The sequence below is a fragment of the Streptomyces sp. NBC_01003 genome, from assembly GCF_045162695.1.
Classification (GTDB): Bacteria; Actinomycetota; Actinomycetes; order Streptomycetales; family Streptomycetaceae; genus Streptomyces.
The window spans coordinates 8339075-8361170 of the sequence record NZ_CP108707.1 but is presented as its reverse complement, the minus strand read 5'-3'; the positions used below and the strand labels follow the sequence as shown (position 1 = coordinate 8361170).

Below are 22096 nucleotides of genomic sequence, written 5' to 3'. Positions count from 1 at the left end.
GACCCCGCCCGGCGGGGGCATCCGTAGTTCTGCGGCCACAGAAGGCACGTCGTGTGTGAGGCCGGCCCAGGAGGACCGACGCAGCACATCGGCATGGGCCGACATACCGGCAGCACCCCATACCTGTCAGGCGGCCTTTCTTCCGGACCCCATGAAAGCTGGGGAGATGCGGCAGACAACCAGGGCGTTCCTGCGACGGTGCCGTGTTTCGCAGCCGGTGGCGGGGTTCGTCGTGCTGGCCGTTTCGGAGCTGGTCACCAACGCCGTGGTTCACGGTGAGGGCGAAGTCGTGCTCCGGATCACGGTGACCGTCGACGTGGTGCGGGTCTCGGTAACCGACCGCGATCCGGCCCCCGCTGTACTCAAGGAAGCCGGACCTGACGGTGAATCCGGTCGCGGGATCCGGCTTGTCCATGCGATCTCAGACGCGTGGGAGAGCAGCGGCGAGGAGACGTGGTGTGAGTTCCGGTACGCGAGGGCTGCGGCTTGAGTCAGACCTCCAGCTGGTCCCCGACCAGCCAAACGGCGAGCAGCACAGCTCAGTCACTCCCGTTACGCAGGGCGCTCCGAGGGCCGTTCGCTTGCCTTCGCCCAGTAATTCGGTTCGAGCATCTCGCCAGGCCATGCGGGCTGATGGATCGGGCCCCGAGGCCCCATCTGTTCGAAGTACGGTGCCAGGTCGATCACGGGCGTTCCGTCTACGGCGTCGAGATCGGTGACCAGGAGGTCCCGGCCTTCGACCTTGAGCAACCGCGGGTAGCTGATGGCCAGTTGGTTGGGGCGCCGGTGGTTGCGGTGGACGAACGTACCTGTCGGCGGCCAGTTCTGGTTTCCCCGTGGGCTGCGTGCGTGGAGCTCGACGTCTTCGGGTCGCGCCAGGTGGAAGCGCCACGTCACCGTCAGGTGGGAGAACTCTCCGATTCCCTGCAGCGTTTCGAGGGGGTACGCGTCGTCGAGCCGAATGATCGATTCGACCCCGCCCTGGTAGTCGTCCTGAACGCGGGTGTGGCCCCCGACGACTGTTGCGATCGACTCGACCTCGTACGTCGCCATCGGCGCTCGTTCCTCTCCCTCGGCGTAGCATGCACGGCGGCCCCCGGCCAGCGCCGCGAACCCGCTCTGTGGTCAGCCTATGGTGCGCAGCATGCCCCGTGCCCGGTGGTCCAGTTCGGTGACATGTCGGCCTCCGCGTTGCCGGACGGGCGAGAGGTCGCTCTGGATGCGGACGATGACGTCGCGGGCACGGCCGGACTGGACGCCGGCCATGGCGTCGAGTGCTTGGTTCCAGGTGGCGCATGCCTCGTCGAGGCGGCCTTGCTGGACCTGGACGGCGCCGAGGTAGCCGAGGGTCACGCTGTGCGTGCGGGCGTACTGCTGGCGGCGGCGGGTGGCCACGCTGCGCTTGAAGTGGATCTCCGCGTCCAGCGGCTGGCCCATGTCGCGCAGGGCGCAGGCTGTCTCGTGGGCCAGGGAGGCTTCCTGGAAGAAGCTCACGCGGCTCGGAGCCTCGCTGTTGTCGGCGCGGGAGAGATCCCGCTCCGCGCGGCTGATGGCCGCGAGAGTGCCGGCGCGGTCGCCGTCGGCTGCGAGGGCGCGTGCGTGAACGATCGCGAGCAGGGCTTTCTCACGGTGGCTAGCTTGGCCGTAGCGGTCGCGGTTCGTGGAGGCGTCGGCCAGGACGAGGGCGCGGCCGGGGTGCCCAAGGTCCACGGCTTGGTGCGCGAGGGCGCGCAGGATGTGGCCGCCGAGCGGCCCGTCGCCCGCTTCGGCCGCTATGCGGGCGGCGAGAGTGAGGTAGCGCTGGGCGGTGCGGTGCTCGGAGGCGTCGAAAGCCATCCACCCCGACAAATAGGCCATCTCCGCCACGGCCGAGTAGGTGTCGCGACGAAGCTGCTCCGTGCGGAACCTGCTGCCGAGCAGGGGCACCGCTTCGTCGCGAAGATGGCCGGCGAGGGCCGATCGGCCAGAGGCGCCGCCTCGCTGCTGGTCACGCGCGGAGTAGAAGGTCGTCAGATCGCGGACGTCGTCGATGTCGGCCTGCGTCACCAGCCGGGAGGAGACTGCTGGGCGCTTCGCCGCCGCGGCAGGAGCGGCTGCCCACCACGAGGCGGTGGGCAAGGCCAGGCCGGCGGCCGAGTACGCGGCGGTCGCCAGCAGCTTACGTCGGTGCATATCGAGGTCGTCGCTTCCCAGCTCGGCCAGCACGGTCAGAGGATCGACGCTCCAGTCGGAACCGCTGTCGGTTTGGCCTGTGCCTTCACCTTCCAGCCCGAGGTCGGCCAGGGTGAGGCGGCGGCCGAGCCTGCGGGACAGCGTCTCGCGAAGGATATGAGGTGCCCGACCGCTCGGCTGCGTGCCCTGCACCCACATGGCGATGTGCGAGCGGGAGATGGCCTCCAGCTCACGCACCCCGCTCTCCGCGGCTACCCGGGCGACCGCTGCGGCCGCTGTCGGCTGAGACCAGCCCGCTTCGCGCAGAAGTGCGGCGAGGGCGACGTTTCGCACACGGGCCATGGGCTGCCCCTCGGTTCCGAAATGATCTTTGACGCCTTTGACGGCCTCGGCGGTCGCGCAGGCATACCCCCGAGCGGGGATTCACGGTTCGCTCAACGTAGCGACCGGATCACTCACTTTGCACTACGACCGCCGCCCCCGCACGGCGAACCCCAATCAACTTGGCCTGATCCGAACAGGAGTTGTGTCATGCGCCTCTCGCTGGCTCCCCGCCAGGACGCCTGTCAACACGTCGCGTCCAACAGGAAGGGCCGCATGGCTGTCGAGCCTGTTTCGCCGCGCAATCAAGCGGTGGCCGCGGCCGAGACAGTGGCGCTCGTGCTGGACGAGGACTCGCCGCTGCCGGAGACCACCGGCGACGTTGAAGACCTCGCGAGGCGTCTGCGCGGTCACATCAATCGACTCGGCGTCATGGTGCCCAAGGAGGAGCCAGCGCTGCGCCGCGCGCAGCAGCTCGGCTCGGCGGGGGTCCCCGACGGCTACATGCCCAGCAGGGCGCATCTGGTCCAACTGGCCGAGGCGGCCCAGGAGCTCGTGGCGAGTGTGGAGGCCCACGGCACCGGCCGTGCGATGCGGCAGCGGGGACGGCGTTGGCGGACACCGCCGATCAACCTGCTGCGCGGCACAGTCTTCGCGATCGCCTTCGCCTGTCTCGTCCTGGCCGCGTCGGTGCCCCGGACATGACCGCCACCGGGGCGGTGCTGATCGTCCTGATCCTTGGTCCCACGACATGGCTGGTTCTCCGCGGTGATCGCGCAACCAGTTCCCCGTCAGCGGACGAAGAACCCGCACCGGCGCGGAGCGAGTCGCCGCCTCACCGGTGACCACCGGAGTCTCGCCTCACCGACAGTTCGCCGGCCGTTTCGACGGCCCTAAAGCCCTCCCCGGACTCGCGGGGCCTAACGGAGATCTACACGATGAAACGCCTTCCGCGTATCGAGCACTACGGCCTGATCGGCGACATGCAGACCAGTGCCCACGTCTGCGACGACGGCTCGATCGACTGGCTGTGCCTGCCCCGCTTCGACTCGCCGGCCTCCTTCGCTGCGCTGCTTGGCACGCAGAAGCACGGAGCGTGGCGCATAGCCCCGGCCGCTGCGCACGAAGAGGGAGCCGGTGCGACTGCCGAGCGGCGCTATGTCGGCGAGTCCCTCGTGCTGGAGACAGTCTGGACGACGTCCTCCGGCAGCGCGAAGGTCACCGACTTCATGCCGCCGCGCGACGGGGCACCGCAGGTCATCCGGATCGTGGAGGGAACGGCTGGCCAGATCGCCATGGCTTCCACGCTGCGCGCCCGCCCCGGCTACGGCCGGGTCAGCCCGTGGATCCATGAGCTGGGCGGACGCATGATCGCTGAGGGCGGCGGGGACGCCCTGTGGCTGGACACGTCCACCGGGCAGGTTGAGAAGGACGGCGCGATCGTCAGCTCCTTCACGGTCACCGCCGGCGAGAGCGTCGCCTTCGTACTGAGCTGGGGGCCCTCTCACGGTGTCGCGCCGGAGATCCCGGATCCCGACGCGGCGCTCGCGGCGACCCTCGCCTTCTGGGAAGACTGGACGAGCCAATGCACCTACGACGGCCCGCACCGGGAAGCGGTCGTCCGGTCGCTGATCACCCTGAAGGCGATGACGTACGCCCCCAGCGGCGGCATCGTCGCAGCGCCGACCACGTCGCTGCCGGAAGAGGTCGGTGGTCGCCGGAACTGGGACTACCGCTACACCTGGCTGCGCGACGCCTCCACCACCCTGGGCGCCCTGCTCGGTTCGGGGTACTGGCAGGAGGCCGAGGCGTGGCGGCGGTGGCTGCTGCGGGCCGTGGCCGGCGATCCGGAGAACCTGCAGATCATGTACGGGATCACCGGAGAACGGGATCTCCAGGAGCGGGAGCTGCGGTGGCTGCCCGGCTACGAGAACTCCGGCCCGGTACGGATCGGCAACGGGGCTGTAGACCAGTTGCAGCTCGACGTGTACGGCTACGTGATCGAGACCCTGTACCTCGCCCACCAAAGCGGGGTGGCCCGCTGCGGCGACACCGCGGTCCTGCACCAACGGCTGGTCGAGCACCTCGCCGAGCGGTGGCAGACGCCCGACGAGGGAATCTGGGAGATCCGAGGTGAGCGCCGCCACTTCGTGCACTCCAAGGTCATGGCCTGGGCCGCGATCGACCGGACCATCCTCCTGGTCGAGGCCGCCGTCCTGGAGGCCGACCTGTTCGCCCTGATTGAACTGCGCGAGGCCATCCACCAGGAGGTGTGCACGCGCGGATTCGATCCGGTCCGCAACACCTTCACCCAGTCCTACGGATCACAGGAGGTCGACGCCGCCCTCCTGCTGATCCCCAGGGTGGGATTCCTGCCTCCCGACGATCCCCGAGTGCTCGGGACGGTGGAGGCAGTACGTCAGCAACTGTCCACCCCGGAGGGCCTTGTCCGGCGCTACCCGACCGCCGGCGACCGCATCGGGCTCGACGGCCTGAACGGTGACGAGGGGACCTTCCTGCTCTGCTCGTTCTGGATGGTCGATGCGCTCGCCCTGACTGGCCGCCCGGACGAAGCCCACGCTCTCTTCGACCGGCTCCTGGCCCTGCGCACTGACCTCGGCCTGCTCGCCGAGGAGTACGACCCCGCCACCGGGCGACAACTGGGCAACTTCCCGCAGGCGTACAGCCACATCGGGGTGATCGGGTCCGCGCTCCTGCTGCAGCAGCTCGACTCGGGGGCGCCCGCAGCCGAGGCCGACGTGCTCTTGGCGGTGGGTGTCTGATGAACACGACCGCCAGCACGATGGTCATCGTGCTCGCCGCCGCGGCCATCGTCGCGGTGGCAGCGGCCTGGGTTAGCCACCGCCGATGGCAGAAGACGCGGCGGCGGGCACACCTTCTAGCCCGCGAACAACAGGCCACCGAGGGTGCCCTGCAGAAACTGGTCCACGAGACGCTGCCCCAGATCCACCAGTCGGGCGGTCGGATCACGGCGTTAGCCCCCGCACCGGAACTGGCTGGCACCGCAGTCGGTGAGCACCTGACCAACGTGGTCAAGGCCACCGCCGGCGTCGTCCAGGCCGTGATCCGCGACATCCAGTACGCGGCGCACCAGGAGATCGAGCAGGCGAAGACGCTCGGGGCGGAGGAGTTGCGGCGTTCGCACACTGCCGCCCAGGAAGAGATCGCTCGGGTAACTGCCGTGCGGTCGACCGAGGCCGCAGTGCGCAGTGTGTCGTCGGCGCTCGTGGGCATGGCCTCCAAGACCAGCCGCAAGGTCAGCGAGGGCGTGCGCGAGCACGAGGACGACGCCGCGTTCGAGACGCTGACCGATATCGACCACACCGTGCAGCAGATGCTGCTGGTCGCTCAGGGCTGGACCATCCTGGCCGGCGGCAAGCTGACCCGGCACTGGCCCACGACGACGCTGACCGATGTGGTGCGGGCCGCGATGGGCTACGTCGAGGACTACCAGCGCGTACAGCCCCAGGAACTCACCGTCGCGGTGAAGACCCGCGTGGTCGGGCCCGTGGTGCACGCCCTCGCGCTCCTGCTGGACAACGCGCTGCGCTTCTCGCCACCACAGTCGAGAGTGCACGTGTCCTTCGAACAGGGCCACCACGGAGTCACCGTCTTCGTGGACGACAGCGGCCTGCAGATGACGCCGGAGCAGCTCGACAGCGCCCGGGACATCCTCACCGGGCAGCGCACGGACGACATAACGCAGCTCGGCGCCCGCCCGCAGACCGGGTTCCGAGTCGCCGCCGCCCTCGCGCGCGCCTACGGATTCCGGGTCGATGTCCAGGCGCCCAACTCCCTTCTGGGCACCCGCGCGCTCCTCACCCTTCCCCAGGACCTCCTCACCACGGCGCCCCAGACGCCGCCGGCATCCTCGCAGCCAGTGCAGAAGGATCCGCCAGCTGCTCTCGCCTCTGCCGCGTCCGGCCGGCTCCCTGCTCTCGCCCCGGTTCCGGTAGCCACACAACCCGCGCTCACCCCCGTCCCGCCGACGGCCGGGGAATCCGACCAGGAGCGTTCCACTGCCCGCACGACCGCCAGCGGACTGACGGTGCGCAGCCGCCGCGCCGCACCCGCCTCCGCTCCCGTTCCCCGCCCTGCCAACGCCGAGCCGGGGCGAGCGAGCGTGATCGCCGCCTGGGCCCGTGGCACTAAGCGCGCCCGCGCCGAGCAGGGCACCCACGTCCCCACTGCCGACAACGACCAAGGACACGACGCATGACCGACAAGAACATCGGCTGGCTCCTCGAAAGCCTGGAGGAGACCGCTGGCGTGGAATACGCCGTGCTGGTCGCCGCGGACGGCATGAGCCCGGCCTACACCGATCGGCTGCCGCGCGAGCGCGCCGAGAAGATCTCGGCCATCGCCTCCACGCTGTGGGGAGCATCGCGGGCCTACGACCGGGAGACGAACGGCGGGGGCGTCCGCCAGTTCGTCATGGAGTCGGTCGACCACATCTCCCTGCTCATCCCGGCTGGCGAGAACACCATGCTCGCCGTCCGCACCGACAGCCCTCACGCGGACATCGGGGTGATCAGCGAGGCCGCCCTGCGCTTGGCCGCGAGCGTGGGCGAACAGCTGGGTGTCCAGACACGCATCGCCGGCGGCACGGAAGCACCGCTGGCATGAGCAGGCCGCGGCAGGACCCGGATCTGGTCAGGCCCTACGTCCGCACGGGCGGACGTACCCGCCCCAGCAAGGACGTGCGCCTGGAGAGCCTGGTCTTCGCCGCGACCGGCACCCGTCCCGGCCTCAACCCGGACGCACGGCGCGTGCTCGCCCTGTTCGCACCCGCGCAAGGCGGAGGGCTGGCCGTCGCCGAGATCGCCTCCGCACTCGCCCTCCCGCCCTCGACCACCCGGATTCTCGTCGCCGACCTCATCGGACACGGACTGATGACCCTCGCCCAGGGCCAGGACGACGACCGGCCCCCGGCCTCACTCATCGAAAGGGTTCTTCATGGACTCCGCGCTCACGCCTGACCGGTTCGTCGCGCGCACGGTGACGGCTACCGCGAAGATCGTGGTCGCCGGAGCCTTCGGCGTGGGCAAGACCACCTTCGTCGGCAGCGTCTCCGAGGTGCCTCCGGTCCACATGGAGGAAACCATCACCCGGGCGAGCGCCCTGGTCGACGACCTGGCCCGCACGCCTGCCAAGTCCACCACCACCGTCGGCGTGGACTTCGGGCGCAAGCACCTCAGCGACGACCTCGTGCTCTACCTGTTCGGTACCCCCGGCCAGGCCCGATTCAGCTTCCTGTGGCAGGAGTTGATCATCGGCGCCCTCGGCGCCCTGGTCCTCGTCGACCCCCGCGACCTGGACGCCTCCCACGAAATCCTCGGCCTCCTCGAAGAGAACGGCGTCCCCTACGCGGTTGCGGTCAACCAGTTCGACGGCGCGCCCCGCCACCCGCTCGAAGAAGTCCACGAGGCCCTCGCCCTGGAGGGACACACGCCGCTGACCGTGTGCGATGCCCGCGAGCGAGCGTCCTGCATGCAGGCCCTGATCCAGCTCACCGAATACCTCGCCCGTCTCGCGCACCGTCTGGAGCCCCGACCGTGAGCACCGCGACCCACCGCATCCCCCTGTACGAACCGGACTTCGCCCAGAATCCGCACGCCGCCTACCAGCGCATGCGCGAGCAGTTCGGCCCTCTGGTCCCCGTGGACCTGGCCCCCGGCGTGCCCGCCACGCTGGTCGTCGGCTACGAGGAGGCCCGCCGCATCCTCGGCGACCCGCAACGCTTCCCCGCCGACCCGCGCCAGTGGCAGACCTCCGTCCCCGACACCTGCCCCATCCGGCCGATGATGGAGTGGCGCCCCAACGCCCTGCGCTCGGCCGGTGCCGAGCACGCCCGCTACCGGGCCGCGAACACGGAAGCCCTCGGGGCTGTCGACCAGCACGCGCTGCGAGCCCACGTCGAACTGGTTGCCGAGCAGACCATCAACGCCTTCAAGGGCAGCGGCAAGGCGGACCTGCTGTCCGAGTACGCCTGGCCTCTCGCGTTCCAGACGCTCAGCCACCTTCTCGGCTGCCCCGACGAGGTCGGCCACCGGATCGCGGACGGAATGGCGAAGATCTTCGACGGGGTCAACGCCTCCATCGGCAACCAGATCATGGCCCAGGCCGTGGCGGACCTCGTCGCCCTGCGCCGTCGGCAGCCCGGCGACGACGTGACCAGCAGGCTCCTCGCCCACGTCGCCCGGCTGGACGACACCGAGATGGGCCAGCAGCTCATCACCCTGTACGGGGCGGGCATCGAACCCCTGACCAACCTGATCACGAACACCCTCCTGGAGATGCTCACCAACAGCGAGTTCTCCGGTGACCTGCACGCCGGCGACGCCTCCGTCCGCGAGGCCCTGGACAGCGTCCTCTATCGCGATCCGCCGCTCGCGAACTTCGCGATGTCCTACCCGCCCCGGCCAGCCGACATCGGCGGGTACCTGCTGCCCGCCGACCAGCCGGTGGTCGTCAGCTATGCCGCCTGCAACAACGACCCTGCCCTGGGAGCCCACCGGCCACTGGGCAACCGGGCCCACCTCGCCTGGGGCGCCGGCCCGCACGGCTGCCCGGCCAGCACGCACGCCTACCTCATCGCCGAAACCGCCATCCTCCACGTCCTCGACGCCCTGCCCGAGATGGACCTCGACGGCCACCGCGACGACCTCGTCTGGCGCCCCGGCCCCTTCCACCGCTCGCTGGTCGCCCTCCCCGTCACCTTCCCCTCAAGCTGAAAGAGGCCCCAACGTGTCCGAACGGCAGATACTCGTCCTCGACCCCACCGGATCCGACCCGGACGCCGAACACCAGGCCCTGCGCGACCGCGGCTCCGCCACTCTCGTGGACATCCTCGGCGTGCGCGCCTGGTCCGTCTCCGACCCGGCCCTCCTTAAGCAGCTTCTGACCAGCAAGGACGTCTCCAAGGACGGCCGCGCCCACTGGCCGGCCTTCGCCGAGACGGTCCCCACCTGGCCGCTGGCCCTGTGGGTGGCGGTGGAGAACATGTTCACCGCCTACGGCGGCAACCACAGCCGCCTGCGGCGCATGGTCGCCCCTGCCCTCTCGGCCCGCCGTACCGCCGCCCTCCAGGCGGACATCGAGATTCTCGTGAACGGCATCCTCGACGACCTCGACGACCTCCCGGCCGATGAGGTGGCCGACCTGCGCGAGCACCTCGCCTACCCGCTCCCGATCGCCGTCATCGGCCAGCTCATGGGCGTCCCCGCCGACCGACGCACCGAGTTCCGCACCGTGGTGGACAACGTATTCGCCACCCACCTCTCCGCCGAGGAACAAGCCGCAAACACCGCCACCCTGTACGGCCTGCTGGACGCCCTGATCGAGGTCAAGCGCACCGAGCCCGGCGAGGACATGACCTCGCTGCTGATCGCCGCCCGCGACGAGGAGGGCGACGGCTCCGCCCTCAGCGACGCCGAGCTGCGCGACACGCTCCTGCTGATGATCAGCGCCGGGTACGAGACCACCGTCAACGTCATCGACCAGGCCATCACCACCCTGCTCTCCGAGCCAGAGCAGCTGGCCCACGTCCGGGACGGCCGCTGCACCTGGGAGGGCGTAGTCGAGGAGACCCTGCGCCACCAGCCCGCGGTCAAGCACCTTCCCCTGCGCTATGCCCGCACCGACATCGCCCTCCCGGACGGGCAGACGATCAAGACCGGCGAGGCGATCCTCGCCTCCTACGCCGCCGCCAACCGCCACCCCGACTGGCACAAGGACGCCGACCGCTTCGACGCCACCCGCCCCAGCAAGGAACACCTCGCCTTCGGACACGGCGTCCACTTCTGCCTCGGCGCCCCACTTGCCCGACTCGAAGTCGCCACCGCCCTGCGCCTGCTCTTCGAACGCTTCCCCGACGCCCAACTCGCCACGGACAGAACCGATCTGAAGAGGCTGCCGAGCCTGATCAGCAACGGACACACCTCCGTCCCTGTGCGCCTGCGCCCGACGTCGAGCCGCTGACCGATACCGACGAGGAAGACCACCATGACCGCCCCAGCCCCGACCACACCGCTCACTCCGGCCGAACGGCGCATCGCCCAGCATGTGGTGAACGGCCTACCAACAGGCCAGATCGCCGACACCGAGACCCTGTCGCACCACACGGTCCGCGCGCACATGGTCTCCCTGCGCAGGAAGCTGCACTGCCCCGAACGCTGCTCCCTTGCCGTAGTCACCCACCGTCTGCTCAGCGCAAACGAGGCCACGGCCCCGGCACCGGACACGCCAGCCCCCGACTTGAGCACCGAGCAGACGAACCTGCTGAAGGCCGTCGCCGAGCACACCAAGCCGCTCGACATCGCGCGCGGCGCCAACATGGCACCGGCGGACCTCTGCGCAGCGCTCCTCCAGTTGCTCGCTGATACCGGGGCAGCGGACACCACCCGGCTGGTCGCCCGGGCCCACGGCTGGAACCTGCTGACCGCCCAGCAGACCAGCACGGTGCGGAGCGGAGCGAGCAAGTGACCACGTCACCCGTTCCCACGGCCTCCGAGCAGTCCTCCGCGCCCCTGCACCATCGCCCGAAACCGTCGGCACTCCAGCCTCCCGATGCTGAACGCGCACTCCTTCTTGACCTGGACGGTGTCCTACTGGACACGCGGCCGGTGATGCGCGAGGCGTGGAGGAAGGTCCAGAAAGACCACGGCCTCGCTATCCCGTTCGCCGCGTACGAAGCCCACCTGGGGCGGGAGTTCAGCGACATCATGGAGCGGCTCGGTGTCGTCGACGCTGACGGCGTCCACCGGACCTACGGAGCCGGCTCGACAGCCGCAGCGCATTTGGCCCAGGAGTTCATCGGGATCACGGACGTCCTGCACGCCTTCGTGGCAGCTGGCTGGCGGCTTGGAGTCGTGACATCCAAGCACGTCGATCGGGCCGCGCCCCTCCTGGCGCAGCTTGGTTGCCCCTTCGGCACCGTGCGGACACCCGCGGGTTCCGGGCGGTCGAAGCCGGCGCCGGACCCTCTCCTCCTCGCGTTGGTGGACCTCGGAGTCGACCCTGCGTCGGCCGTGTACATCGGGGACATGCCGGTGGACCGGGAGGCAGCAACTCGTGCCGGCGTCCCCTACATTCATGCCGCCTGGGGGTACGGCGAGCCCGGCTCTCCTGCTGTAGCGGTCGCCCAGTCCCCAACCGACCTGCTCACCCTCCTCCACCAGGCCACGGCGTGCACTCCCTTTGTCGAAGGGAGCCTGGTGTGACCACCTCGGCATTCGGAGACTTGGGCCTTGTCCGAGGAGAAGACGGCCACCGGCCCGTCTGGGTCCTAGTCGGCGCCGGCCGCTTCGACCTCGCCAACTCCCCCCGCATCAGAACACGCGACCTGGAGGAGCTACCGCTCAACCAGCAGGACCTCCGCTCGTTGACCGACCGCGTCATGGCCGCCCTGCACGAGTACGGCGGCGGCCGAGCCCACACGCCCGGCGGAGCTGACTGGCTCCATGTCCAGCACGTACCGGTCCGCCGACTGGTCACGCAGGTCCTGCGGAAACTGCTGGCATTGAGCCTCTGGGAGCCATTCGTCACCGCACCCGGGCCCATCACCCCGGTGCCGTACGAAGGTCTCGTCGGTGTGCGGCCGAGCAGCTCTCAGGAGTACCGCACCTACACGGTCACCTGGTCGGGCATTGCCTATCTGCTCGGCGGCACAGCGGCACATAATCCGCCGCACACTGCCGAGTTGAGCACGCTCTTACCCGCCGACGTGGCTATCACCGAGCCGCACCCGCTCCCCACGGGCCTGCACCGGGGCGGAGTCGTGGCCCTTTCTTGGTCGTCCCGCCACGCCGAGACCCTGATGCCGGTTCTTCGGGAGTTGGCGCGCAAGGGGCACGACAGCGTGCTCATCGACCTCGCCACTGATCCCGGTCAGCGCTGCTTGGCCGAGGGCAGCGAGAGCGTGCGGGTGTGTCCTGCACCGGTTGGGCTCTTCCGGCTGTCAGGTGAGACGGACGGACTGCGTCCCGCGGATGACGACCGGACCGTCGAGGTCGGTCCGCTCGCGATCCGCCTGTCCCGCCTCGTCCGGTTGTTGTCCACGCTGCTGGCGATGAGCGGCGGCTGCACGCAGCCATCCTGGCCTGCTCTGGTCCAGGCGGAGAACTGGCTGGGCCGCGTTCTGAGAGCCGTTCGTCCGCACTCCGTCGTCCTCAGCAACGACACAAGTCCGCTCGGGGCGTTGGCGGTTTACCTTGCTGATCGGCACGACTCCAACACGGTGCATGTCCAGCACGGCGCCTGGACGGAAGAGTCCGTCGCGTGGCCCGCCCTCCACAGCCGGGACGTGGTCGTGATGGGCGAGCGCGACCATCCGCTCGCCCTCGCCTGGGCCAAGCACCCGAAGAGTGAGGTGCACGTCCTGGGGCAGCCCCGCTTCGATGCCCTGGCCGCTTTGGGCCGTGGGGCACAGCGCCGGTACCTGGAAAAGCTGTTGTCGGTCGGCACACGGCGTGCCCCGTCGAAGATCGCCGTGTGGGCCTGCCAGCCCTTCCGGCCCGAGCATCTCGCCCGCCAGGCCGAACTCCTCCTCGGCGGGCTGCGGTCGGCCGGCCCGGACTGGGGACTGGTCATCGCTCCGCATCCGGCTCAGCGCGACAGCGTGTTCGCCCCGCTTCTTGAGCAGGCGACCGGTCTTCCGGTGGCCGTCGCCGACACTCGGGTTGGAGCACGCGGGTGCCTGGCCGGCGCGGATGTGGTCGCGAGCGCCTACTCGACATGCGGCATCGAAGCCGCGCTGCTGGGCGTGCCCGTCCTTGAACTTGCCGCCTTGGGCGAGCGGACCCTCGGCCTGGCCGACCACGGCATCGCGCAACGGTGTGGCTCCGCGGACGAAGTCGGCATCGCCCTCGCGGAGCTGCCCCGCTCTCGCCCGCCGGCCGGAGCCGCCGATTCGGTGTGCCGGTGGCGCGGCGACAGCGCCGCCCAGGTCGCCCGCCTCATCGATCACCGCGCCACGCGCCCCGAGCTGCCCTTTGACCCCCTTCACGACGATGCCCGCAGCACGCCGCCCGTGCCTGAGCAGGGCGAAGGAGTCCCAGCCTCATGACCCATCTGACCGCCGACAACATCGCCGAGTTGTTCTCCGGAGCCGTCACGCTGACGAAGTCCGGTGATAAGGTCAGCCCGCGCGGCATGCCCACGCGGGAAGTCCGCGACATCCACTTGATGCTCACGCAGCCGCGGGCCCGCCTGCTGTACGCGCCGCCGGCCAGGATCCTGAACCCGGCGTTCGCCGTGGCCGAGAGCGTCTGGCACCTGTCCGGCTCGGACGATCCGTGGATCTTCGACTACAACGCGCGGCTCCGGCAGTACGCCGATGACGGGGTGTTGCTCGGCGCGTACGGCCCCAGGATGCGGAACTGGGCCGGCAAGGTCGATCAGCTCAGCCGTGTCGTGGAGATCCTCAAGGAGGACCCCGACTCCCGCCGCGCCCTGATCCAGCTCTACGACCCGGTTCAGGACGCCGCCGGGCACAAGGACGTGCCCTGCACCCTCGGCTTCCGCTTCCATCTGCGTGCCGGCCGACTGCATATGGCGACCATGATGCGGGGCCAGGACGTGTGGATCGGCATGCCGTACGACGTCTTCTTCTACACCGTCCTGCACGAGCTGGTCGCCGGATGGCTCGACGCGGAGCTGGGCGAGTTCCACCTGCACGTGGGGTCGCTGCACATCTACGAGGAGCACCTCGACCAGTCCGAGCAGCTGGCCTCGCTCACGGCGAGCCCCGTCATGCCCGACCTGCGGACACGGTGGAACGGCTTCGCCGGTCTGCTCGATCAGGTCGCGGCCCGGGACGTGACCGGCCACCCCGGCTGGGACGCGATGGCCGGGACGCTGCGCAGCTACCGGCTGTGGAAGGACGGACAGCACCAGCAGGCGTGGCGCGTGGCCGACGGCATCGACGGCCCTCTCGGCCAGGCCCTCACCGCCTGGTATGGCGAGCTGAAACGACGCTCCCGCCAGCCCGCGGCTGCGACGACGGCCGGGGCGAGGTGACGGCCGCCATGAAGCGCACTCTCTCGGTCATCCTCGGCCTGTGCTCCTACACCCACGACTCGTCGGCAGCTCTCCTGGTCGACGGCGAACTCATCGGCTTCGTCGAGGAGGAGCGCCTCTCCGAGCAGAAGCACACCAAGCTCTACCCCGCTCACGCTGTGGACTGGCTGCTCGGCCGGGCCAAGCTCACCTCAGCCGACGTGGACACCGTCGCCTACAACTTCCAGCCCGCCCGCTACCTCGCCGAGTCGCCCGCCGCCCTGCGCATGGCGCTCTCCCCGACAACTCGTGACCGGGCGTTCGCCCGAGCGCACGGGTTCGCCAAGGTGGCCGTGCGCACCCAGCGGCGCCTGCGGCTGATCGGCAGGCAGTTCCCCGCCGCCCGTGTTACCCCGGTGCTGCATCACCGCGCCCACCAGCTCACGGCCTTCGCCGCCTCGGGCTGGGACGAAGCCGCCGTGCTCGTGGTCGACAGCCTCGGCGAGCGGCAGACCACCACCATCGCCCGCTGCCACGACACGCTCCGTCCCCGCGCGCAGACCCTGGAGGCGATCAACGACCCAGCCTCCCTGGGGTACGTGTACGGCGCCGTCACCGAGCACCTGGGCTGGCGCCGGGGCGACGAGGAGGGCACCGTGATGGCGCTGGCCGCCCTCGGCGACCCCGCCCGCTTCCGCTCCCTCTTCACCCACGCCGTCCACACGACCGCAACCGGCTTCCGCATCAACCCCGCCTACTTCCCCACGCGCACCCTCACGTCGGGATACGAGCGGACGTCCCGCCGTTTCGTCACCGAGACCTGCCCCGAACGGCACCCGGGCGAGTCCCTGGCCGACGTCCACCGGGACCTGGCGGCGGCTCTCCAGGAGCGGACCGAGCAGGTCATGGTGCACCTGGCCCGCCGCGCTCGCGTGCTCACCGGCTCCCGGCGCCTGTGCGTGGGGGGCGGTGTCGCCACGAACTGCGTGAGCATCGGCCGGATCATCGAGGCCGGCATCTTCGACGAGGTCTTCGTGCCTCCTGCGCCCGGTGACGCCGGTACCGCGATCGGCGCCGCCCTCGCCGTGCATATCGGCGGACGCAGCCCGCGACCGGTGGCCGGCGTCGCCCGCACCTGCTACCTCGGCCCGTCCTACGAGGACCAAGCCCTCGACCTCACGCCCTGGCCCGCCCTTCACCAGAAGACCCTGGGCATCGAAACCGCAGAGTTCCTCGCCGACCAGCTGGCCCACGGCACAATCGTCGGTCTGTTCCAGGGGGCCGTCGAAGCCGGGCCGCGAGCCCTGGGCAACCGTTCGATCCTCGCCTCTCCGCTGGAGCCCGGCGTCGTCGAGCGGCTGAACGCCACCGTGAAGTTCCGCGAGCCGTTCCGGCCCTTCGCCCCCATGGTCCTGGCCGAGCGCGCCCGCGAGTTCTTCACCCTCGGCCAGCAGGCGCCGTACATGTCCATGGCCTCCGGCGTGACCGACAAAACGCGCGAGCGCGTGCCGGCCATCGTGCACGCCAACGGCACCTCCCGCCTGCAGACCGTCACCAAGGCGCAGAACCCGTTCATGCACGCGGTCCTGACCGCCTTCGGCCGCCGGACCGGGGTGCCCGTGCTGATCAACACGTCCCTCAACGTCAAGGGCAAGCCGATCTGCGGAACACCGGAAATGGCCCTGGACTGCCTGGCCAACTCCGGGCTCGACGCCCTGCTCCTCGAAGGGCGGTGGATCACCAAGTGAAGATCGGATACAGCTTCTGGGGCTTCCTCGGCAACGGGGTCACCGACACCCCGGACGGGGGACGCAGCCACCGCCGCCCCTTCATCGACGCCCTCATCGCCCACGGTCACGACATCGTCTTCCTGCAGGCCGACCGCGACCGCCTCGAAGCGGGCGAGGACCTCGGCGGCGCGTACACCTTCGACGACGGCGTTCCGCACATCGACGCCCTGTTCCTGGAGTGGCGCTGGGCGATCCCCGGCCGCAACACCACCATGTGCGGGAGCGAGGGGCACACCTGCGACCTTCACCGCCAGGCCCAGCTCATCAACCACTACACCGTGCGGCACCAGACACCCACTGTGATCTGGGACAAGGACCGCACCCTGCGAGCCGAGAGCGTGTGGCGCACCACGTCGCACACCCGCGTCTGCGAGGCCGCCCTCGCCCCGACCCACGGAGCGCACTCGCTACTCTTCCCCGTCGCCGAGAACCTCCTCACCCAGGCGGACCCCGTGGCCCTCGCGGCACAGCGGCGGGACCTCGTGCTCGGCTACGTGGGCAACCAGTACGACCGCGACGAGCCCTTCGACCGCTTCTTCGCCCCAGCCGCCGCCCGCGTCGCGCACCTGGTCGCCGGGAAGTGGACGGAGACCAACCGCTGGCCGCACGTCCACTTCCTGGGCCGGATCCCGTTCGAGGCCGCCGCCGGCGTATACGGCAGGTCCCTGGCCACGGTGCTCATGCTGCCCGAGCGGTACGCCGCGGTCGGGCAGATGACCCAGCGCATCTTCGAGGCCGTGCTCGCCGGATGCCTGCCCGTGGCCCCGGCGGACATCCGCTACGTCAACCGGTTCGTCCCGGACGAGCTGGTCGTGCGCTCCGGCCGGGACGTGATCGAACGCCTCTCCCACCTCCGCGAGATCGCCGGCACCCAGCAGCACGCCGACCTGATCGCCGCGTGCGTGGATCGTCTGCGCCTGTTCGGCCTGAGCAAGCAGGTCGACACCCTGGAATCCCTTCTGCACGGTCTCGTGAGGCCGGGCACGACCGAGCGGGGAGCTGCCTGATGCCGACCGCTCTACAGGCCATGGCGCCTGGATCATCAAAACGTGTCCTGGAGGATGGCTCCGCCGGACACCCGAACCTCTCTACGCTGGAGCACCATGAAGAAGGTCGCCATCGTCGGCTGCGGAGGCAGCGGCAAATCCCACGTGGCCCGCGAACTGGGCAAGATCCTCGACGCCCCGGTGACGCACCTGGACGCCGCGTTCTACGACGACGAGTGGAACGCGCTCCCCATGGACAAGTTCACCGCCGTGCAGCGCGAGCTGGTCGCGCAACCGCGGTGGGTGATCGACGGCAACTACAACTCGACGCTGCAGGTGCGGCTCGAAGCCTGCGACACGGTGGTCCTGATGGACGTGTCGACCGTGGCGGCGCTGTACGGGATCTTCGCCCGGCAGATCCGGCACGGCGCGGGACACAAGGGCAACGGGGTGCACAACCGCATCCACTGGGGCGTGATCAAGTACGTCGCCACGTACCGCCGCAAGATGCGGCCCCGCGTGATGGCGAAGATCGAGGAGTTCGGCGCGAAAGCCGACGTGGTGCTGCTGGCCAACCGGCGCCAGACGCGCCGCTGGCTGCGGAAGGTGGCCGCCGAGCAGTCCTGAACGACCCGCGCCCCCGGGCAGGGGGTGCGGCATGAACGAGCCCAACGCCTTCCTGGACCCCGCCCGGCAACAGGAGCTGTACGGGAACCCCTCCCGGCTGTCCGGGCGGACCAGCGCCCTGATGCGCGCGAAGACCTCCGGCAACCCCGTGCCCGAGACGATCGTCAGCCTGGTGCAGACCCACCACGCGCAGCCGGACCGGCTCGGCGTGGTGCTCGACATCGGCTGCGGTCGCGGCACGAGCAGCCTGGGCATCGCCGAGCAGCTCCGGCCGCAGCGCGTCGTCGGCCTGGACGCCGCCCCCGCCCTGCTCGCCCAGGCCCGCGAGCGCGCCAAGGAGCTACCCGACATCACGGTGGACTTCGTCAAAGGCGACTTCCACGACCTCCCGTTGCCCGCCGGGTCGTGCGACGTCGCCGTCGCAGCGTTCTGCCTCTACCACTCGCCGCAGCCCAAGGACGTCATCGCGCAGATCGCCAAGGTCCTCTCCCCCGGGGGCCTGGCCGTGCTCGTCACCAAGGCACTCGACAGCTACCGGGAGATGGACCAGCTGGTCGCTTCGGCCGGCCTCGACGCGCGGGGCGATAAGCACGAGAGCCTCTACACCGCAGCGCACAGCGGCAACCTCGCCGACCTGACCGCCTCCTCGCTCGACGTGATCGCCGTCCTGGACGAGGAGCATGCCTTCACCTTCGAAGGCCACGACCACACGGCGCAATACCTGGCCACGAACCCCAAGTACCACCTCGCGCCCGGCCTGTACGGCAACCCCGGGGCTATGGCGGCGGCCTTGCACGAATTCCTTCCGGACCAGCCGCTGACCACTCGGTCCCTCATCACCTTCGTCGTCGCCCATCCGAAGAAGGGGCAGGCATGACCCTTCCGCCGTTCACCAAGCACTACGAGACAGCGGAGCGCGCGGCGGCGGCCGTCCGCCACTACCGGTGGATCAACGAGCACGCGAAGCCGCTGCGGCAGCCGGCCCTCAAAGTCATCGGCCCTGCCAGCCTGACTTTCGAGCGGGTCGAGGGGCGCTCCGTACGCCCCGAGGATCTCCCGCGCACAGCGGAACTGCTGGGCCACGCTCACGGTGCCGCCTGGCGCAGTGACCTGCAGGCCGCGTCGTTGAACACTCCGCATCGTTTCCAAGACGGCACGACGTTCGATGACTACCTCGGCCCGCGCAAGGTCGCGCTCCGACGGCGCCACGAACAGGGCTACCTGACGAACAAGGTGTCCTTGCACGCGATGCTCGGCCTACTGGAGGAGACGGCGCAGGGGCCCTGTGCCTTCTACAAGGACAGCAACCCGCGGAACTTCATCATCACTGCCGCCGGGGACATCGTCACGGTCGACACCGACGATCTCAGTCTCGCGCCCATGGGCTACGACCTCGCGAAGCTGGTCGCCACGCTTCTCCTCACCTACGGCCCCCTCGCGAGCGAAGCGATCGACGACGCCTGCGACATCTACAGCCAGGCGCTCCGCCAGCACGCCCCACAGCTGGACCCCATAGACCGAGAACGCCTGGACGACGGCTTGGCGCTGCACGCCGTACTCACCGCGCCCTACCTCGGCCGGAACGGCTACTGCCACATCTGGCCCGCCCACATCCGTCTCCGCCTTCAAGGAGCATCGTGATCACCACCGAACTCGTCTTCGTACGGCACGGTGAAGCCCAGTGCAATGCCGACGGACTCGTCGGAGGTCCTCGCACCTGCACGGGACTGACCAACCTGGGGTATGCCCAGGCCGAACAGGCCGCGCGCCGCCTGTCCACCGAGCACCTGAAGAAGTCCTTCGACATGGTCTACGCAGGTCCGCGGATTCGCCTCGTCCAGACCGGCGAGATTATCGCCCAGACGCTCCAGATCCCGCTGCACATCGACGACCGGCTCGACGGCCCCGTCCACGGCGATGCCGATGGTAAACCCTGGGATGCGGTGAAGACGGCCGCCAACGGCGGCCCGCATGCGTACCCCAACACTCCCTGGGCCGCTGGCTCAGACACCTGGAACGGGTACCTGAAGCGCGCCAGCAAGAACCTGAGTCAGCTCATCGAGGAGAACGAGGGGAAGCGCATCGTGTTCGCCGCCCACGGAGAGACGGTGATCACCGCGCACACCCTGCTCCTCGACATCCCGATCGGCTCGCCGGCGGGCTTCACGCACAACCACGCCTCCATCACCCGCTGGCAGCACCACCGCAACCGCCTGGGCCAGACCCGCTGGATGCTCGATCGGCACAACGACACCGAGCACCTCAGTCTCCTCACGCCGGAGCCGACCCCGTGATCGCGACATCGGACGATCCCCGGATCCAACTGGCGCACTGCCTTCTCGGCGCAGTCGAGATCGCGCCGGACCCCTTGCTCCCTCCCCGGGTCGTGCGCGTGGTGGCCGGCAACGGGCGTCACTTCGTCGCCAAGCAGCATGCCGAGCACGACCGGTACGCAGGCGAACTCCACGCCTACCGGACATGGGGCACCCAGCTGACCGGCCACGCGCCGAAGCTAGTCGGCCGTGACGACGCCACCCGCACCCTTCTGCTGACCGCGCTCGCAGGCGCTCGGGCGGACACCGCAGCCCCGGGCTCACCCGAGGAGGAACTGGCCCATCACGAGGCCGGCCACGTCCTCGGCAAGCTCCACCAGGCCACCTCCATGCCCCAGGGCGGCGCCGTCGGCGCAGCACTCGCCGAGCGCCTCCAGAGCTGGATCGACCGGGCCGTTCACGCCGACCTGATCGACACGGCCGAGCGAAACCTGCTGAAGCACCATGCGGGCATCCTGGGCAACAGCCTCATGGACGGCGCGGTCTGCCACCTCGACTACCAGCCGCGGAACTGGCTGGTCGGAGACGACTTCGGCGTCTGCGACTTCGAGCACATGCGACGCGACGCCCGCGTCCGCGACTTCGCGCGGCTCGAGTTCCGACGCTGGCAAGCCGCACCCCACCTCCGAACGGCATTCCTCGACGGCTACGGGCGTCCGCTGACCGACGCCGAACGGCGCCTCCTGGAATCCTTCGGCGCCATCGAGGCGGCCACTGCCCTGGTCAAGGGCCACAAGGAAAACGACCTCACTCTGAGCGCGCACGGCCGAACCGTCCTGTCCCGCCTCACCTGACCTTCCCCCCTTCGACCACACCTCTCTGGAGATTCCCGTGCCGCAGCACGAGCAGCACCCGACCGCCGCTGCCCCCCGCCGAGCCGTGGTGACCGGCTCCGCCGGATTCATCGGTTCCCACCTCGCCCACGCCCTCGTCCAGGCCGGCACCACCGTGATCGGCGTCGACCGCCGCGACCCGTCCACCGACCACACGGCCGGCGTCAACCTCGCCGCCCTGCGGGGCCTCCCGGGTTACCACCACGTCACTGCCGACCTCCTCCACTGCGCGATCGACCCTCTCCTGATCGACGCGGACGCGGTCTTCCACCTCGCCGGAATTCCCGGCGTACGGCCTTCCTGGGGTCCGCAGTTCGGCGACTACCTCGCGTCCAACGTGCTGGCCACCCACCGGGTCCTGGAAGCCTGCACGCGCATCGGCGTTCCGCGGCTGATCGTCGCCTCCTCCTCCAGCGTCTACGGGCCGACCGACGGCGGCGCGAGCGTCGAAGCCGACCGCCCGCAACCGGCGTCCCCGTACGCGGTGACCAAACTGGCCGAAGAACAGCTCTGCCTCGCCTACGCCACGCGCCCCAACGGTCCCAGCGTCGTCGCCCTGCGGTACTTCACCGTCTACGGCCCCCGCCAGCGCGCGGACATGTTCACCCACCGCGCCCTGCAGGCAGCTCTGACCGGACAGCCGCTGCGCCTGTACGGAGACGGCCACCAGCGACGCGACTTCACCTACATCGACGACGTAGTCGCCGCCACGATCGCCGCCGCCGTCGTGCCGACCGCGCAGGGCGCTATCAACGTGGGCGGCGGGTCGAACGCGTCGCTGCTGGAAGTGATCAACATCGCGACCAGCCTCATCGGCCGCGACATCCAGATCGAGCAGAACCACGCGCGCAGCGGTGACGTCCTCCTCACTCGCGCCGACCCCAGCCGTGCCCGAGAGATCCTCGGCTGGCAGCCGCGAGTCGACCTCCACAACGGGCTGCGCGCTCACATGCAGGCTCTGGCCGCACAGGTCCCCAACTACAGCCGAGCCGCATAGTTCCGCGACCCGGAGCCCG

The 22096-nt window shown here is 69.9% G+C and carries 23 protein-coding genes; 21 read left to right on the top strand and 2 right to left on the bottom strand.

The window, feature by feature from the left end:
• Nucleotides 1–151: 151 nt before the first annotated feature.
• Nucleotides 152–490: an ATP-binding protein gene (locus OG698_RS38145; RefSeq protein ID WP_406108489.1), complete on the top strand. Its 339-nt coding sequence runs from the start codon at nt 152–154 to the stop codon at nt 488–490.
• Nucleotides 491–552: 62 nt separating this feature from the next.
• On the opposite strand, the gene OG698_RS38140 is transcribed toward OG698_RS38145, so the two are convergent.
• A complete protein-coding gene (locus tag OG698_RS38140) occupies nt 553–1053 on the bottom strand; it encodes an SAM-dependent methyltransferase (protein WP_329159780.1) in 501 nt (166 codons plus the stop codon).
• 72 nt (nt 1054–1125) lie between these two features.
• Nucleotides 1126–2514, bottom strand: a complete 1389-nt coding sequence (locus tag OG698_RS38135) for a Tat pathway signal protein (protein ID WP_406108488.1) — start codon at nt 2512–2514, stop codon at nt 1126–1128.
• Nucleotides 2515–2769: 255 nt separating this feature from the next.
• Here OG698_RS38135 and OG698_RS38130 point away from each other — a divergent pair, with 255 nt between their 5' ends.
• The 20 genes from OG698_RS38130 to OG698_RS38035 all read left to right on the top strand — a co-directional run bounded on the left by OG698_RS38130 (nt 2770) and on the right by OG698_RS38035 (nt 22077).
• A complete protein-coding gene (locus OG698_RS38130) occupies nt 2770–3198 on the top strand; it encodes a DUF6415 family natural product biosynthesis protein (protein WP_406108486.1) in 429 nt (142 codons plus the stop codon).
• A gap of 233 nt (nt 3199–3431) precedes the next feature.
• The gene (locus OG698_RS38125; protein ID WP_406108484.1) at nt 3432–5276 is read left to right on the top strand and encodes a glycoside hydrolase family 15 protein; all 1845 of its coding nucleotides are present in this window, start codon (nt 3432–3434) and stop codon (nt 5274–5276) included.
• Complete coding sequence (locus OG698_RS38120; RefSeq protein ID WP_406108482.1) at nt 5276–6733, top strand: ATP-binding protein; 1458 nt, start codon at nt 5276–5278, stop codon at nt 6731–6733. The genes OG698_RS38125 and OG698_RS38120 overlap by 1 nt, the downstream gene beginning before the upstream one ends.
• On the top strand, nt 6730–7140 hold the full coding sequence (locus OG698_RS38115) for a roadblock/LC7 domain-containing protein (protein ID WP_329159790.1): 411 nt from the start codon (nt 6730–6732) through the stop codon (nt 7138–7140). Before OG698_RS38120 ends, OG698_RS38115 begins: the two co-directional genes overlap by 4 nt.
• On the top strand, nt 7137–7493 hold the full coding sequence (locus OG698_RS38110) for a DUF742 domain-containing protein (protein ID WP_329159791.1): 357 nt from the start codon (nt 7137–7139) through the stop codon (nt 7491–7493). The genes OG698_RS38115 and OG698_RS38110 overlap by 4 nt, the downstream gene beginning before the upstream one ends.
• Nucleotides 7471–8073 carry an ATP/GTP-binding protein gene (locus tag OG698_RS38105; protein WP_175309475.1) on the top strand — a complete coding sequence of 201 codons (603 nt, stop codon included), beginning with the start codon at nt 7471–7473 and terminating at the stop codon, nt 8071–8073. The genes OG698_RS38110 and OG698_RS38105 overlap by 23 nt, the downstream gene beginning before the upstream one ends.
• Nucleotides 8070–9248 carry a cytochrome P450 gene (locus OG698_RS38100; RefSeq protein ID WP_406108480.1) on the top strand — a complete coding sequence of 393 codons (1179 nt, stop codon included), beginning with the start codon at nt 8070–8072 and terminating at the stop codon, nt 9246–9248. The genes OG698_RS38105 and OG698_RS38100 overlap by 4 nt, the downstream gene beginning before the upstream one ends.
• Nucleotides 9249–9261: 13 nt before the next feature.
• Nucleotides 9262–10494, top strand: a complete 1233-nt coding sequence (locus tag OG698_RS38095; RefSeq protein ID WP_406108478.1) for a cytochrome P450 — start codon at nt 9262–9264, stop codon at nt 10492–10494.
• Between the two features lie 24 nt (nt 10495–10518).
• Nucleotides 10519–10998 (top strand): LuxR C-terminal-related transcriptional regulator, encoded by a 480-nt coding sequence (locus tag OG698_RS38090; RefSeq protein WP_406108476.1) that lies wholly within the window; start codon nt 10519–10521, stop codon nt 10996–10998.
• Nucleotides 10999–11141: 143 nt separating this feature from the next.
• Complete coding sequence (locus tag OG698_RS38085) at nt 11142–11735, top strand: HAD family hydrolase (RefSeq protein WP_406108474.1); 594 nt, start codon at nt 11142–11144, stop codon at nt 11733–11735.
• A complete protein-coding gene (locus OG698_RS38080; protein ID WP_406108472.1) occupies nt 11732–13579 on the top strand; it encodes a hypothetical protein in 1848 nt (615 codons plus the stop codon). Before OG698_RS38085 ends, OG698_RS38080 begins: the two co-directional genes overlap by 4 nt.
• On the top strand, nt 13576–14532 hold the full coding sequence (locus OG698_RS38075; protein WP_406108471.1) for a thymidylate synthase: 957 nt from the start codon (nt 13576–13578) through the stop codon (nt 14530–14532). The genes OG698_RS38080 and OG698_RS38075 overlap by 4 nt, the downstream gene beginning before the upstream one ends.
• Nucleotides 14533–14540: 8 nt before the next feature.
• Nucleotides 14541–16259, top strand: a complete 1719-nt coding sequence (locus tag OG698_RS38070) for a carbamoyltransferase (RefSeq protein WP_406108469.1) — start codon at nt 14541–14543, stop codon at nt 16257–16259.
• A complete protein-coding gene (locus OG698_RS38065) occupies nt 16256–17308 on the top strand; it encodes a hypothetical protein (protein WP_406108467.1) in 1053 nt (350 codons plus the stop codon). Before OG698_RS38070 ends, OG698_RS38065 begins: the two co-directional genes overlap by 4 nt.
• Nucleotides 17309–17404: 96 nt before the next feature.
• A complete protein-coding gene (locus OG698_RS38060) occupies nt 17405–17914 on the top strand; it encodes a topology modulation protein (protein WP_385040530.1) in 510 nt (169 codons plus the stop codon).
• A gap of 31 nt (nt 17915–17945) precedes the next feature.
• On the top strand, nt 17946–18791 hold the full coding sequence (locus OG698_RS38055) for a class I SAM-dependent methyltransferase (RefSeq protein ID WP_406108464.1): 846 nt from the start codon (nt 17946–17948) through the stop codon (nt 18789–18791).
• The gene (locus OG698_RS38050; protein WP_406108463.1) at nt 18788–19555 is read left to right on the top strand and encodes a phosphotransferase; all 768 of its coding nucleotides are present in this window, start codon (nt 18788–18790) and stop codon (nt 19553–19555) included. Before OG698_RS38055 ends, OG698_RS38050 begins: the two co-directional genes overlap by 4 nt.
• Entirely contained in the window at nt 19552–20208 is a 657-nt protein-coding gene (locus OG698_RS38045; protein ID WP_406108461.1) for a histidine phosphatase family protein, read from the top strand. The genes OG698_RS38050 and OG698_RS38045 overlap by 4 nt, the downstream gene beginning before the upstream one ends.
• Nucleotides 20205–21041, top strand: coding sequence for a phosphotransferase (locus OG698_RS38040; protein ID WP_406108459.1), 837 nt, complete (start codon nt 20205–20207; stop codon nt 21039–21041). The genes OG698_RS38045 and OG698_RS38040 overlap by 4 nt, the downstream gene beginning before the upstream one ends.
• Nucleotides 21042–21078: 37 nt before the next feature.
• Nucleotides 21079–22077, top strand: coding sequence for an NAD-dependent epimerase/dehydratase family protein (locus OG698_RS38035; RefSeq protein WP_406108457.1), 999 nt, complete (start codon nt 21079–21081; stop codon nt 22075–22077).
• The last annotated feature ends 19 nt before the right edge of the window (nt 22078–22096 follow it).

Bases quoted from the DNA above. Each gene is read 5' to 3' on its own strand.
- OG698_RS38145 (WP_406108489.1), top strand. From the start codon at position 152: ATGAAAGCTGGGGAGATGCGGCAGACAACCAGGGCGTTCCTGCGACGG.
- OG698_RS38140 (WP_329159780.1), bottom strand. From the start codon at position 1,053: ATGGCGACGTACGAGGTCGAGTCGATCGCAACAGTCGTCGGGGGCCAC.
- OG698_RS38135 (WP_406108488.1), bottom strand. From the start codon at position 2,514: ATGGCCCGTGTGCGAAACGTCGCCCTCGCCGCACTTCTGCGCGAAGCG.
- OG698_RS38130 (WP_406108486.1), top strand. From the start codon at position 2,770: ATGGCTGTCGAGCCTGTTTCGCCGCGCAATCAAGCGGTGGCCGCGGCC.
- OG698_RS38125 (WP_406108484.1), top strand. From the start codon at position 3,432: ATGAAACGCCTTCCGCGTATCGAGCACTACGGCCTGATCGGCGACATG.
- OG698_RS38120 (WP_406108482.1), top strand. From the start codon at position 5,276: ATGAACACGACCGCCAGCACGATGGTCATCGTGCTCGCCGCCGCGGCC.
- OG698_RS38115 (WP_329159790.1), top strand. From the start codon at position 6,730: ATGACCGACAAGAACATCGGCTGGCTCCTCGAAAGCCTGGAGGAGACC.
- OG698_RS38110 (WP_329159791.1), top strand. From the start codon at position 7,137: ATGAGCAGGCCGCGGCAGGACCCGGATCTGGTCAGGCCCTACGTCCGC.
- OG698_RS38105 (WP_175309475.1), top strand. From the start codon at position 7,471: ATGGACTCCGCGCTCACGCCTGACCGGTTCGTCGCGCGCACGGTGACG.
- OG698_RS38090 (WP_406108476.1), top strand. From the start codon at position 10,519: ATGACCGCCCCAGCCCCGACCACACCGCTCACTCCGGCCGAACGGCGC.
- OG698_RS38085 (WP_406108474.1), top strand. From the start codon at position 11,142: ATGCGCGAGGCGTGGAGGAAGGTCCAGAAAGACCACGGCCTCGCTATC.
- OG698_RS38075 (WP_406108471.1), top strand. From the start codon at position 13,576: ATGACCCATCTGACCGCCGACAACATCGCCGAGTTGTTCTCCGGAGCC.
- OG698_RS38070 (WP_406108469.1), top strand. From the start codon at position 14,541: ATGAAGCGCACTCTCTCGGTCATCCTCGGCCTGTGCTCCTACACCCAC.
- OG698_RS38060 (WP_385040530.1), top strand. From the start codon at position 17,405: ATGAAGAAGGTCGCCATCGTCGGCTGCGGAGGCAGCGGCAAATCCCAC.
- OG698_RS38055 (WP_406108464.1), top strand. From the start codon at position 17,946: ATGAACGAGCCCAACGCCTTCCTGGACCCCGCCCGGCAACAGGAGCTG.
- OG698_RS38050 (WP_406108463.1), top strand. From the start codon at position 18,788: ATGACCCTTCCGCCGTTCACCAAGCACTACGAGACAGCGGAGCGCGCG.